The 12,527-nt window shown below is 34.6% G+C and carries 21 protein-coding genes; 1 reads left to right on the top strand and 20 read right to left on the bottom strand.

The features are described from left to right. Positions 1 to 8: 8 nt before the first annotated feature. The 18 genes from rplR to rpsJ all read right to left on the bottom strand — a co-directional run bounded on the left by rplR (position 9) and on the right by rpsJ (position 8,032). Positions 9 to 371, bottom strand: coding sequence for a 50S ribosomal protein L18 (gene rplR / locus DYE57_RS03275; protein ID WP_115312855.1), 363 nt, complete (start codon positions 369 to 371; stop codon positions 9 to 11). A 31-nt stretch (positions 372 to 402) separates the two neighbouring features. Next, positions 403 to 939, bottom strand: coding sequence for a 50S ribosomal protein L6 (gene rplF / locus DYE57_RS03270; protein WP_115312854.1), 537 nt, complete (start codon positions 937 to 939; stop codon positions 403 to 405). 24 nt (positions 940 to 963) lie between these two features. After that, positions 964 to 1,362, bottom strand: a complete 399-nt coding sequence (gene rpsH / locus DYE57_RS03265; protein WP_115312853.1) for a 30S ribosomal protein S8 — start codon at positions 1,360 to 1,362, stop codon at positions 964 to 966. 31 nt (positions 1,363 to 1,393) lie between these two features. Further along, positions 1,394 to 1,579 (bottom strand): type Z 30S ribosomal protein S14, encoded by a 186-nt coding sequence (locus DYE57_RS03260; RefSeq protein ID WP_001829713.1) that lies wholly within the window; start codon positions 1,577 to 1,579, stop codon positions 1,394 to 1,396. Positions 1,580 to 1,602: 23 nt separating this feature from the next. Continuing rightward, on the bottom strand, positions 1,603 to 2,142 hold the full coding sequence (rplE, locus tag DYE57_RS03255; RefSeq protein ID WP_115312852.1) for a 50S ribosomal protein L5: 540 nt from the start codon (positions 2,140 to 2,142) through the stop codon (positions 1,603 to 1,605). A gap of 25 nt (positions 2,143 to 2,167) precedes the next feature. After that, positions 2,168 to 2,485: a 50S ribosomal protein L24 gene (gene rplX, locus DYE57_RS03250; protein ID WP_115312851.1), complete on the bottom strand. Its 318-nt coding sequence runs from the start codon at positions 2,483 to 2,485 to the stop codon at positions 2,168 to 2,170. Between the two features lie 40 nt (positions 2,486 to 2,525). Next, entirely contained in the window at positions 2,526 to 2,894 is a 369-nt protein-coding gene (gene rplN / locus DYE57_RS03245) for a 50S ribosomal protein L14 (RefSeq protein WP_002432661.1), read from the bottom strand. A gap of 30 nt (positions 2,895 to 2,924) precedes the next feature. Beyond that, positions 2,925 to 3,188 carry a 30S ribosomal protein S17 gene (gene rpsQ / locus DYE57_RS03240; RefSeq protein WP_002432741.1) on the bottom strand — a complete coding sequence of 88 codons (264 nt, stop codon included), beginning with the start codon at positions 3,186 to 3,188 and terminating at the stop codon, positions 2,925 to 2,927. A gap of 24 nt (positions 3,189 to 3,212) precedes the next feature. Beyond that, on the bottom strand, positions 3,213 to 3,422 hold the full coding sequence (gene rpmC / locus DYE57_RS03235; RefSeq protein WP_000644737.1) for a 50S ribosomal protein L29: 210 nt from the start codon (positions 3,420 to 3,422) through the stop codon (positions 3,213 to 3,215). Then, positions 3,412 to 3,846 carry a 50S ribosomal protein L16 gene (rplP, locus tag DYE57_RS03230; protein WP_115312850.1) on the bottom strand — a complete coding sequence of 145 codons (435 nt, stop codon included), beginning with the start codon at positions 3,844 to 3,846 and terminating at the stop codon, positions 3,412 to 3,414. The genes rpmC and rplP overlap by 11 nt, the downstream gene beginning before the upstream one ends. Before the next feature lie 2 nt (positions 3,847 to 3,848). Then, a complete protein-coding gene (rpsC, locus tag DYE57_RS03225; protein ID WP_115312849.1) occupies positions 3,849 to 4,502 on the bottom strand; it encodes a 30S ribosomal protein S3 in 654 nt (217 codons plus the stop codon). Between the two features lie 23 nt (positions 4,503 to 4,525). Beyond that, positions 4,526 to 4,867, bottom strand: a complete 342-nt coding sequence (rplV, locus tag DYE57_RS03220) for a 50S ribosomal protein L22 (protein WP_115312848.1) — start codon at positions 4,865 to 4,867, stop codon at positions 4,526 to 4,528. A 27-nt stretch (positions 4,868 to 4,894) separates the two neighbouring features. Beyond that, complete coding sequence (gene rpsS / locus DYE57_RS03215) at positions 4,895 to 5,173, bottom strand: 30S ribosomal protein S19 (protein ID WP_115312847.1); 279 nt, start codon at positions 5,171 to 5,173, stop codon at positions 4,895 to 4,897. A 67-nt stretch (positions 5,174 to 5,240) separates the two neighbouring features. Further along, entirely contained in the window at positions 5,241 to 6,074 is an 834-nt protein-coding gene (gene rplB, locus DYE57_RS03210) for a 50S ribosomal protein L2 (protein ID WP_064206142.1), read from the bottom strand. A gap of 31 nt (positions 6,075 to 6,105) precedes the next feature. Further along, entirely contained in the window at positions 6,106 to 6,381 is a 276-nt protein-coding gene (gene rplW / locus DYE57_RS03205; protein WP_103166936.1) for a 50S ribosomal protein L23, read from the bottom strand. After that, positions 6,381 to 7,004 carry a 50S ribosomal protein L4 gene (gene rplD / locus DYE57_RS03200; RefSeq protein WP_115312846.1) on the bottom strand — a complete coding sequence of 208 codons (624 nt, stop codon included), beginning with the start codon at positions 7,002 to 7,004 and terminating at the stop codon, positions 6,381 to 6,383. Before rplD ends, rplW begins: the two co-directional genes overlap by 1 nt. A gap of 29 nt (positions 7,005 to 7,033) precedes the next feature. Beyond that, positions 7,034 to 7,696, bottom strand: coding sequence for a 50S ribosomal protein L3 (rplC, locus tag DYE57_RS03195; protein ID WP_115312845.1), 663 nt, complete (start codon positions 7,694 to 7,696; stop codon positions 7,034 to 7,036). Between the two features lie 27 nt (positions 7,697 to 7,723). After that, a complete protein-coding gene (gene rpsJ, locus DYE57_RS03190; RefSeq protein ID WP_001118667.1) occupies positions 7,724 to 8,032 on the bottom strand; it encodes a 30S ribosomal protein S10 in 309 nt (102 codons plus the stop codon). A 352-nt stretch (positions 8,033 to 8,384) separates the two neighbouring features. Here rpsJ and DYE57_RS03185 point away from each other — a divergent pair, with 352 nt between their 5' ends. Beyond that, on the top strand, positions 8,385 to 8,789 hold the full coding sequence (locus tag DYE57_RS03185) for a hypothetical protein (RefSeq protein WP_115312844.1): 405 nt from the start codon (positions 8,385 to 8,387) through the stop codon (positions 8,787 to 8,789). Between the two features lie 47 nt (positions 8,790 to 8,836). On the opposite strand, the gene DYE57_RS03180 is transcribed toward DYE57_RS03185, so the two are convergent. Beyond that, entirely contained in the window at positions 8,837 to 10,171 is a 1,335-nt protein-coding gene (locus DYE57_RS03180; protein ID WP_115312843.1) for an NCS2 family permease, read from the bottom strand. A 112-nt stretch (positions 10,172 to 10,283) separates the two neighbouring features. Further along, positions 10,284 to 12,419 (bottom strand): DNA topoisomerase III, encoded by a 2,136-nt coding sequence (locus DYE57_RS03175; protein ID WP_115312842.1) that lies wholly within the window; start codon positions 12,417 to 12,419, stop codon positions 10,284 to 10,286. Positions 12,420 to 12,527: the final 108 nt, after the last annotated feature.

Raw genomic sequence — 12,527 nt, 5'->3', positions numbered from 1 at the left:
CCTTTAAATTAAAATTCTAATCCGCTTTCTCTGGCAGCATCTGCTAATGCTTTAACTCGTCCATGGTATAAATAGCCTCCACGGTCAAATACGATTTCTTTAATACCTTTGTCGTTTGCTTTCTTAGCAATTGCTTGACCAACTGTAGTAGCTAAGTCTACTTTTGAAGCAGATTCGCTTGCAATGTCTTTATCTTGAGATGATGCTTGGACTATAGTTTCGCCTTTAACGTCATCAATAATTTGAGCATAGATGTGTTTGTTTGAACGATACACATTTAAACGTGGTTTTTCAGCTGTACCTGATAATTTAGTACGAACACGTGCATGTCTTTTCAAACGTACTTTGTTTTTATCAATTTTACTGATCATTTCAATACTCCTTTCTTTAGAGATTTATCTATTATTTACCTGTTTTACCTTCTTTGCGGCGAACATATTCACCTTGGTAACGGATACCTTTACCTTTATAAGGCTCTGGAGGTCTAACTGAACGGATGTTAGATGCTGTAGCACCAACTAATTCTTTAGAAACACCAGATACTTTAACAGTAGTGTTTTTCTCAACAGCGAAAGTAATGCCATTTTCAGCTTTAATTTCAACTGGGTGAGAGTATCCAACATTAAGTACTAAATCTTTACCTTGCATTTGAGCACGGTAACCTACACCAACAAGTTCAAGTGTTTTTTCGAAACCTTGTGAAACACCTTGTACCATATTATTTAATAAAGCACGAGTTGTACCATGATCTGTTCTATCTTCTTTAGAATCAGAAGGTCTTACAACTTCTATAGTGTTTTCATCTTGTTTAAATGTCATTCTTTCGTTTAAAGTTCTTTCTAATTCACCTTTAGGACCTTTAACAGTTACATTACTTACATCAAAAGTTACTGTTACGTCACTAGGAATGTTAATAATCTTCTTACCAACACGACTCATGTTATGGCACCTCCTTATTAATTATTACCAAACGTATGCGATGATTTCTCCACCAACATTACGTTTTCTTGCTTCTTTATCTGTGATAACACCTTGAGAAGTTGAAACAAGTGCAATACCTAAACCATTTAATACTTTAGGCACTTCGTTAGCTTTAGCATAAACACGTAAACCTGGTTTAGAAATACGTTTTAAACCTGTAATAACACGTTCATTATTTTGACCATATTTTAAGAATAAACGAATAACACCTTGCTTATCGTCTTCAACATATTCAACATTTTTAATGAAACCTTCTTTTTTTAAGATTTCAGCAATTTCTTTTTTGATATTAGACGCAGGTAATTCTAACTTCTCGTGACGAACCATGTTTGCGTTTCTCACACGAGTTAGCATATCTGCGATTGGATCTGTCATTGTCATTGATTGTTGCCTCCTTTCAGACTCTTAATTATTACCAGCTAGCTTTACGTACGCCAGGAATTTGGCCTTTATAAGCTAATTCACGAAAACAAATACGGCATAATTTAAATTTACGATATACAGAATGTGGACGACCACAGCGTTCACAACGAGTGTATTCACGAACTGCGAATTTTTGTTTTTTTTGTTGCTTAGCAACCATTGAAGTTTTAGCCACTTAATTAGCCTCCTTTTTAGAGATTATTTACGAAATGGCATACCGAAGTTTGTTAACAATTCACGAGCTTCCTCGTCAGTGTTAGCAGTTGTTACGATTACAATATCCATTCCTCTAACTTTAGTTACTTTGTCATAGTCAATTTCTGGGAAAATTAATTGTTCTTTAATACCTAATGTATAGTTACCGCGACCGTCAAATGCTGTTTTAGAAACACCTTGGAAGTCACGAACACGAGGCAATGAAACTGCAATTAGTTTATCTAAGAATTCATACATTCTTTCTCCGCGAAGCGTTACTTTTGCACCAATAGGCATACCTTCACGTAAACGAAATGTTGCAACAGATTTTTTAGCTTTAGTTACTAATGGTTTTTGACCAGTGATAAGTTCTAACTCTTCTACCGCATTATCTAATACTTTAGAGTTTTGAACTGCGTCACCTACACCCATGTTCACTACGATTTTTTCAATTTTAGGTACTTGCATTACTGAACTATAGTTAAATTTCTTTACTAAGTTCTCTGTAACTTCAGAATTGTACTTTTCTTTTAAACGGTTCAAAGTGGATCCTCCTTTCACCTAGTTATTAATTATTAGTTTTAATTTCTTCGCCTGATTTTTTAGCAACACGAACTTTTTTACCATCAACTGTTTCATATCCAACACGAGTAGGTTCATTCGTTTTAGGGTCTAATAATTGTACATTAGAAACATGGATTGCTGCTTCTGTTTCTAAGATTCCACCTTCAGGGTTTAATTGAGTTGGTTTTTGGTGCTTTTTAATAACGTTAACACCTTCCACAACGACACGGTCTTTCTTAGGTTCAGTAGCAACTACTTTACCTTCTTTACCTTTGTCTTTACCTGCGATAACTTTTACGTTGTCACCTTTTTTAATATGCATGTGGGCACCTCCTTAAATAGTATGATTGGTTGATTTTTAATTATAGTACTTCTGGTGCTAATGATACGATTTTCATGAAGTTACCTTCACGTAATTCACGAGCAACAGGACCAAAGATACGAGTACCACGTGGACCTTTGTCATCACGGATGATAACACATGCATTTTCATCAAATTTAATATATGAACCGTCGTTACGGCGAACACCTGATTTAGTACGAACTACAACAGCTTTGACAACGTCGCCTTTTTTGACAACGCCACCTGGTGTTGCATTTTTAACAGTACACACGATTATATCGCCAATATTCGCTGTTTTACGACCAGATCCACCTAATACTTTAATTGTAAGAACTTCACGAGCACCAGAGTTATCTGCTACTTTTAAACGTGTTTCTTGTTGGATCATTCGTTAAACCTCCCTTATCTCTATTCTTGATTATATAATTACTGACTCTTCAACAATTTCAACTAAACGAAAACGTTTTGTTGCTGACAAAGGACGAGTTTCTTGAATTTTAACAATGTCTCCTAATTTAGCTGAATTGTTTTCATCATGAGTTTTATATTTTTTAGAGTATTTTACTCGCTTACCGTATAATTTGTGAGTTTTGTAAGTTTCTACTAGAACTGTAATTGTTTTATCCATTTTGTCTGAAACAACTCTACCTACATAAACTTTACGATCGTTTCTTTCACTCACTTTTGTAACCTCCTCTTTCAATTATTATTGATTAGCCTTACTTTGTTCAATTTCTCTTTCACGAGCAACAGTTTTTAGACGTGCAATCGTTTTTCTTACTGTGCGAATACGTGCAGTTTCTTCTAATTGACCTGTAGCTAACTGAAAGCGTAGGTTAAAAAGTTCTTCTTTTGAAGATTTAATTTGTTCTTCGATTTCTGAAGTGGTTAAGTCTCTAATTTCCTTAGCTTTCATTTGTTTCACCACCCAATTCTTCACGTTTTACAAACTTAGTTTTTACTGGAAGTTTGTGACTTGCTAAACGTAATGCTTCACGAGCAATTTCTTCAGGTACACCAGCTACTTCGAATAAGATTCTACCAGGCTTAACAACTGCAATCCAGCCTTCAACCGCACCTTTACCAGCACCCATACGTACTTCTAAAGGTTTTTTAGTATATGGTGTATGAGGGAAGATTTTAATCCAAACTTTCCCACCACGTTTCATGTAACGTGTCATAGCAATACGAGCAGATTCGATTTGACGAGATGTAATCCAAGACGTTGTAGTAGCTTGTAAACCATACTCACCAAATGTTACGTAATTACCGCCTTTAGAACGACCAGTTGTTTTTGGACGATGTTGACGACGATATTTCACACGTTTTGGTAGTAACATTATTATTTTCCTCCTTCACTAGCATTCTTAGTAGGAAGAACTTCTCCACGATAAATCCATACTTTAACGCCTAATTTACCATAAGTAGTATCGGCTTCAGCATGTGCGTAATCAATGTCAGCACGTAATGTATGAAGTGGAACAGTTCCTTCTGAATATTGTTCAGCACGAGCAATGTCAGCTCCTCCTAAACGACCTGATACTTGAGTTTTAATACCTTTAGCACCATTTTTCATAGCTCTTGTGATAGCTTGTTTTTGTACACGACGGAATGAAGCACGATTTTCTAATTGACGTGCGATATTTTCTGCAACCAATCGTGCATCAATATCAACTTTTTTAATTTCAATTACGTTAATGTGTACCTTTTTATCTGTTAAAGTGTTTAATTTGTTGCGAAGTTTTTCAATTTCCGAACCGCCTTTACCAATAACCATACCTGGTTTACCAGTATGGATTGCAATGTTGATACGGTTAGCAGCACGTTCGATATCAACGTGAGAAACTGATGCTTCTTTTAATTCATTATCAATAAATTTACGGATTTTTAAATCTTCGTGTAATAGTGAAGCGAAATCTTTTTCAGCATACCATTTTGCTTCCCAGTCACGGATAACTCCAACACGAAGTCCGATTGGATTAATTTTTTGACCCACAGTATTCCCTCCTTAGAAAGTTATTAAGCTTCTTTACTGTCACTTACGACGATTGTAATGTGGCTTGTACGTTTGTTAATTGCACTTGCACGACCTTGTGCACGTGGGCGGAAACGTTTTAAAGTTGGTCCTTCATTTGCATATGCTTCTTTAACAACTAATTCATCTGTATTCATATCATAGTTGTGCTCAGCATTTGCTAAGGCGGACATTAATACTTTTTCAATTACTGGCGATGAAGCTTTATTTGTTACTTTTAAGATAGCAATAGCTTCTCCAGCATTTTTTCCTCTAATTAAGTCAAGAACCAGTCTGACTTTACGAGGTGCGATTCTTATTGTTCTAGCAACCGCTTTTGCTTCCATCAGGATTTCCTCCTCTACTTATTAAAATTATCTTCTAGTTTTTTTGTCGTCTGCAGCATGTCCTTTGAATGTACGAGTTGGAGCAAATTCACCTAATTTGTGACCTACCATATCTTCTGTTACATATACAGGTACATGTTTACGTCCATCGTATACTGCGAAAGTATGACCGATGAAATTTGGGAAAATTGTAGAACGACGAGACCATGTCTTAATTACTTGTTTCTTTTCACTTCCGTCTTGAGCTTCTAGTTTTTTCATTAAGTGATCATCGACGAAAGGTCCTTTTTTTATACTACGAGCCATTTGGGCGCCTCCCTTCTTATTGTGTGCGTGCAGCTTTTAAGCCGCACACCCAAATAAGTTTTTTATATTATTTTTTCTTACGTCCACGAACGATAAGTTTGTCTGATGATTTTTTACCACGACGAGTTTTCTTACCAAGAGTAGGTTTACCCCATGGTGACATTGGAGATGGTCTACCGATTGGAGCACGACCTTCACCACCACCATGTGGGTGGTCGTTAGGGTTCATTACAGAACCACGAACAGTAGGACGGACACCTTTCCATCTAGAACGTCCTGCTTTACCAACATTAACAAGTTCATGTTGTAAGTTACCTACTTGACCTATTGTAGCGCGGCATGTAGATAAGATCATACGTACCTCACCAGATCTTAATCTGATTAATACATATTTACCTTCTTTACCTAATACTTGTGAGCTAGCACCAGCTGAACGAGCAAGTTGCCCACCTTTTCCTGGTTTTAACTCGATATTATGAATTACAGTACCTACAGGAATGTTTTGTAATGGCAAAGCATTACCAATTTTGATATCTGCTTCAGCACCACTTTCAACTGTTTGGCCTACTTGTAATCCTTTAGGTGCAATAATATAGCGTTTTTCACCATCAGCGTAAACTAATAATGCAATATTTGCTGAACGGTTTGGATCGTATTGAATTGAATCAACTTTTGCAGTGATTCCATCTTTGTTTCGTTTAAAATCGATAACACGGTATTGACGTTTATGTCCTCCACCATGATGGCGAACAGTCAATTTACCTTGGTTGTTACGTCCCGCTCTTTTCGGTAGCGGTTGTAATAATGACTTTTCAGGAGTTGTTTTAGTGATTTCTGCGAAATCTAAAGTAGTCATATTACGACGACCATTTGTAATTGGCTTATATTTTTTAAGAGCCATTGTCGCTTACCTCCTTATTGGTAAATTATTTTTAGTTAAATAAGTCGATTGAACCTTCTTTTAATTTAACAATCGCTTTTCTTCTTTTGTTTGTGTAACCTTGGTAACGGCCCATACGTTTTTTCTTAGGTTTATAATTAATGATATTCACATTTTCAACTTTGACATCGAAGATTTCTTCAACAGCAATTTTAACTTGTGTTTTATTTGCACGGGTATCTACATCAAAAGTGTATTTATCTTCCGCCATTGCTTCAGAAGATTTTTCGGTGATTACGGGGCGCTTAAGAACATCTCTTGCTTCCATTATGCGAGCACCTCCTCAACTTTTTTGGCAGCTGCTTCTGTTATTACAATACTGTCAGCACTTGTGATATCTAAAACGTTAAGACCTAGTGCAGTTGTAACTCGCACACCAGGAATATTACGAGCTGCTAATTCAACGTTTACATCTTCGTCTTCAGTTACAACTAATACTTTTTTTGGTTGTTCAAGAGTTGATAAAACATTTTTAAATTCTTTTGTTTTTGGAGCATCAAAATCAAAAGTATCTACTACTGTAAATCCATTTTCTTGAACTTTAAAAGATAATGCTGAACGCAATGCTAAACGACGCATTTTCTTAGGCATTTTGTAAGAATAGCTTCTTGGTGTTGGTCCAAATACGATACCACCACCACGCCATTGTGGTGCACGGATTGTACCTTGACGTGCACGCCCTGTTCCTTTTTGTCTCCATGGTTTACGTCCACCACCACGTACTGCTGAACGATTTTTGACAGCGTGAGTACCATGGCGTAATGACGCACGTTGTAAGTTAATAGCTTCGAATAGAACTCTATTATTAGGTTCGATAGCGAATACTGAATCACTTAATTCAATAGAACCGGATTTAGATCCATCTACTTTTAAAACATCATAATTAGCCATTATGCAATTTCCTCCTTTCGCTTTTTAAATTATTTATTACCTTTTTTGATTGAAGTTGTGATTTCTACTAAACCTTTTTTAGGTCCTGGTACGTTACCTTTAACTAAAATCACACTATTTTCAGTGTCTACTTGAACGACTTCTAAGTTTTGAACAGTAACAGTGTTTCCACCCATGCGACCTGGCATTTTTTGCCCTTTAAATACTTTTGAAGCATCTGATGCCATCCCTACAGAACCTGGCGCTCTGTGGAAATGAGAACCGTGTGCCATTGGTCCACGTGCTTGTCCATGACGTTTGATAGCACCTTGGAAACCTTTACCTTTAGAAACTCCAGTAACATCAATGATCTCACCAGTTTCAAATGTATCAACTGAGACTTCTTGACCTACTTCGTATTCGTCAACATTTACGTTGCGGAACTCACGAATGAAGCGCTTAGGTGCTGTGTCAGCTTTTTTAGCATGACCTTCAGCTGGTTTATTTGCATATTTATTAGATTTAGAACCTTTTTTATATGCTTGTTTATCTTCAAATCCTACTTGAATTGCATTGTATCCATCAACTTCTTCAGTTTTCTTTTGTAATACAACATTTTGGCTTGATTCTACTACAGTTACAGGGATTAATTCACCGTTTTCACCAAAAACTTGTGTCATCCCAATTTTTCTTCCTAAGATTCCTTTGGTCATAGAAAGTCCACCTCCTAAAATTTTCTATTATAATTTAATTTCGATGTCTACACCTGATGGTAAGTTTAAGCCCATAAGAGCATCAACTGTTTTAGGTGTCGGGTTAACAATATCGATTAAACGTTTGTGAGTACGTTGCTCGAATTGTTCACGAGAATCTTTGTACTTATGCACAGCACGGATAATTGTATAAACTGATTTTTCAGTTGGTAACGGAATTGGTCCAGAAACATCTGCACCAGAACGTTTTGCAGTTTCAACAATTTTTTCTGCTGATTGATCAATCACGCGATGATCATAAGCTTTTAATCTGATTCTGATTTTTTGTTTTGCCATAATTTTCCCTCCTTATTCGTCTACATTTAAGTGATAGACTTCTCCACGAAAACTATCTCACACAACGCCATGGCAAAGCGGCCGGGTGTGTCAGTAACCTTTCGCTTCATCGCTTTCTTAAAGTACAACATTAGAAATGATACATGAAAAACATTGATAAATCAAGGTTTTTCAATAATGTTCTATATTTTGTCTAACACATACTTGGTTATTGTACTTGAAATAATATTGTTGTTCAACCCTTTTAAGGAACTTTTTTACTTTTTTATATTAACTTTTATTATTTTCGAACGAATTATTATATTTGTGCTAAATGTTTATATATAATAGATAGAGAATGGGAGTGATTAGAATGAAAAATAGAGTTAAAATGACTTTGGCAATCATCGGTATCTTTTTAATTGTATGTGAGTTTTTCTACGGTATTCCATTTCTAGGAGGAAGTGTTATTTTAAGTTTTGGCTGGCAGCCACTACTATTTAATGCTTTCTTATATCTAGTTCTTACAATTATATTGTTAGTAGATAATCAAAATGCCATTAAGCCAATGGTAATTATTCCCATCATTGGAATTATTGGCTCTTTTGTAGCAGTCATCCCTGTAGTAGGCATGATTATTCACTGGATTTTATTTTTCCTAATGATTTTCTTTGTATTTATTGTATTGTCTGCTCCTACTTATTTGCCAAATAAAAATGCTAAAGTTATCTATACACAATATAAGAACGATACACGAGACAATAATGAAAATAAATAGTATTATACAAAAAGGTCGAAACTTGTTATGGTTTCGACCTTTTTGTATTACTTATGAACAAAAACAAAGTAAAGTATAAATAAAAACATTAAAACATACATAATTGGATGTACTTCTTTATGCTTTTTAGTAATTAACATTGTGATTGGATAAAAGATAAAGCCACATGCAATACCAGTCGCAATAGAATAAGATAACGGCATCATAATAATTGTAATAAACGCAGGCACTGCAACTTCAAAACGTTTCCAATTAATTTCAGCAAAGTTCGCAGCCATTAATACCCCAACTACAACTAATGCTGGAGTCGTTACTGCACTTGTCACAACTTCAATTAACGGGCTAAAGAATAAAGCAAGTAGGAAACAAATTCCTGTAATAATACTTGCGAACCCAGTTCTAGCGCCTACAGCAACTCCTGAAGTGGACTCAATATAAGATGTAGTTGTTGTTGTACCAAAAATTGAACCAACAATGGTAGCTAATGAATCTGAGAACAAGGCTCTTCCAGCTCTTGGTAATTTATTGTCTTTCATTAAACCAGCTTGAGTGGCAACTGCGACAAGTGTTCCTGCTGTATCAAAGAAATCGATAAATAAAAATGTAAGAATAACAACTAAGAACTTTAAATTAAATAATTGACCTGGATCTTTAAAAGACTCCAAAGCAGCTCCAAAAGTTGGTTTAATACTTGGCACTTTCCCTACTATTTCTGAAGGCAGATGAATTTGTCCAGTAATCATACCAACAATAGCAGTAACAATCATACCAATGAAAATTGATCCTGGAACTTTTTTAGCATATAAGATGACCGTAATAATAATTCCAAATATTGCTAGTAAAACGTGCGCTTGAGTTAGATGTCCCAAAGTAACTAATGTTGAATCATTTTTAATAATAATCCCTGAACTTTGTAAACCAACAAAAGTAATAAATAAGCCTATACCTGCTGAAACAGCCATCTTCATCTGATATGGTATTGCATTAATAATAGTTTCTCTCAACCTTGTAACTGTTAGAATTGCAAAGAATATTCCAGAGAATAATACCCCAGTTAACCCAACTTTCCATGGAATTCCCATAGTTAAAACAACTGTGAACGCAAAAAATGCATTCAATCCCATACCTGTTGCTAATGCGATTGGATATTTAGCTATAAGCCCCATAAATAATGAACCAACGAATGCAGCTAAAGCAGTTGCTACAAATATGGCTCCTTGGTCCATCTTCATATCGCTTGAAACACCTTTAACACCCGCTAAGCTTAAAACTTGTGGATTCACAGCTAAAATATAAGCCATTGATAGAAACGTAGTAATTCCGCCTAAAACTTCTTTCTTATAACTTGTTCCATATTTATCGAACTGGAAGTACTTTTTCACAATAAATGCTCCTTTATTTGAAATACTTTAATAGTTTAATACCTAATTTCCCAAAAAACAACACTAAATGCGAACTTTTTGATTAACAGTGAATTTTATGTTCGATATTTAATTATAATTTCAAATTCTTTAGAGCATCTTTAAATGGATTATTATCAACTTTCTCATTATTATTCATATACTTTTTCATATCTCTACGAGAAATCTTTCCTTTTGTTTTGTCTTTCATGCGCTTATCCATATGGGCTTGAGTTTCAGTATGACCACATACACATCTATAGAATGCTTCCTTACCTTTACCAAATAGTGTCATTTTTTTCTTACAATTTGGGCATCTAGCGTTTGTTTTTCGTTGAATATTTTTCTTAGTTTTACATGATGGGTCCTGACAAACTAACATTTGCCCACTTTTTGTTTTTACTTTAATCATAAATTTACCGCACGTAGGACATTCCGTAGTGGTTAAATTGTCATGCTTATATTTTTGATCACTATTCTTTATTTTATTAACAACTGCATAGCTAAAGTCTTTCATTTCTTGCATGAATATTTGAGAATTGTATTTTCCTTTCTCAATTTGAGTTAACTTTTCTTCCCATTGTGCAGTTAATAATGGCGAAGTTAATTCAATCGGCGATAACTCTAATATTTGTTTTCCTTTTGAAGTGACTTTGATTTTACCATCACGAGATTCTATAGCATTCATATTAAACAACTTATCTATAATATCGGCACGTGTCGCAACTGTTCCTATTCCGCCTGTCTGTTTAAGTGTTTGAGCATGTTTTTTATCATTGAGTTCAATAAAGTTTTGCGGATTTTCCATAGCCTTTAATAAAGATCCTTCATTAAAATATTCTGGTGGTTTCGTTTCATGTTCATGTATCTCTAAGCTTTGAACTTTAAATGTTTGTCCCTCTTTAAATTGATGACGTTGTTCTTTAGTCAATTGATCAGGTTTAAGTACTTTAAATCCTAATTGTGTTGGGATATTTTCTTTTAAAATAAATTGATATTGTCCTACTTTAAAATGAACTGTAATAGCCTCATATTTATAAGGTTTCATTAATACCTCTAAAAATCTTTCAACAATAAGCATGTAAACCTTATACTCCCTGTTACTTAAATAATCAATTGTCGATCTTACTTCTGTAGGTATGATCGCATGGTGGTCGGATACCCTTTGGTTATTGAAAATGTGCATCTTACTGGAAAATTCAGTTCCCATTAATTCTTGTGCTTGTGATTTAAATTCTGTTGCTAATACCGCCTGCAAGCGTTCTTTAATAGTCTCTACCATATCATTGGTTAAGTAATTAGAATCCGTACGGGGATAAGTTACAATTTTATGTCTTTCGTATAAATTTTGTAGGATATTTAATGTTTCCTTAGGTCCCATTTTGAAACGACGATATGCATCTTGTTGTAAATCAGTTAGATTATAAAGTGGCTGAGGATACGTTTTTTTATTTTTAGAGTTAACTTCTAAAACACGTCCCTCTTTGTTTTTCAATTCATTTGTTACTGTTTCCAGCTCTTGTTTATTACTTAAACACTGATGAGTATCATATTGAAATTCATAGCCCTCTATATTAATTGATAAAATATAATACTTTTCAGGTTTAAAATGATTGATATCCTCTTGTCTAGACTGTACTAACTGAATTGTTGGAGTTTGAACACGTCCTAGCGATAACTGTGCATCATATTTGGTTGTAAGTGCTCGCGTCGCATTAATACCTACAATCCAATCCGCTTCACTTCGAACAAGTGCTGCTTCATATAAATGGCTATAAGCTCGACCATCCTTCAAATGTTTGAAACCGTCTTGTATTGCTTTTTTTGTTACAGAACTAATCCATAACCGTTTAATAGGTTTTTGATTGCCCACTTTATCTAGAATTAATCGTGCAACTAATTCCCCTTCTCGACCTGCATCAGTTGCTATAATAATATTTTTTATTTTCTTATCTAATATTAATGATTTAACAACTTTAAACTGTTTACTTGTCTTACCGATGACAACTGTTTTCATCTTTTTAGAAATAATCGGCAAATCATTTAAATTCCATTCTTTATAAGAAGAATCATATTGTTCAGGGGTTGCATTAGTAACAAGATGACCTAATGCCCATGTTACGATATATTGACTACCTTCAATATATCCATTCTTCTTGTTATTTAAATTTAGAGCGTTGGCGATATCTCTGGCCACTGAAGGCTTTTCAGCTAAGATTAAAGATTTCATAAAATTTCCCTTTCTAGTCTATAATTGCATAACAAAGTATCATTAATTGTTATTAATATTCACATTGTAACATGTGAAGTTATCGATAAACTTTCAATTCTTTTGAAA

This window comes from Staphylococcus saccharolyticus (assembly GCF_900458815.1).
Classification (GTDB): Bacteria; Bacillota; Bacilli; order Staphylococcales; family Staphylococcaceae; genus Staphylococcus; species Staphylococcus saccharolyticus.
The sequence above is the reverse complement of the archived record's forward strand: the minus strand, read 5'-3'. Positions and strand labels throughout refer to the sequence as shown.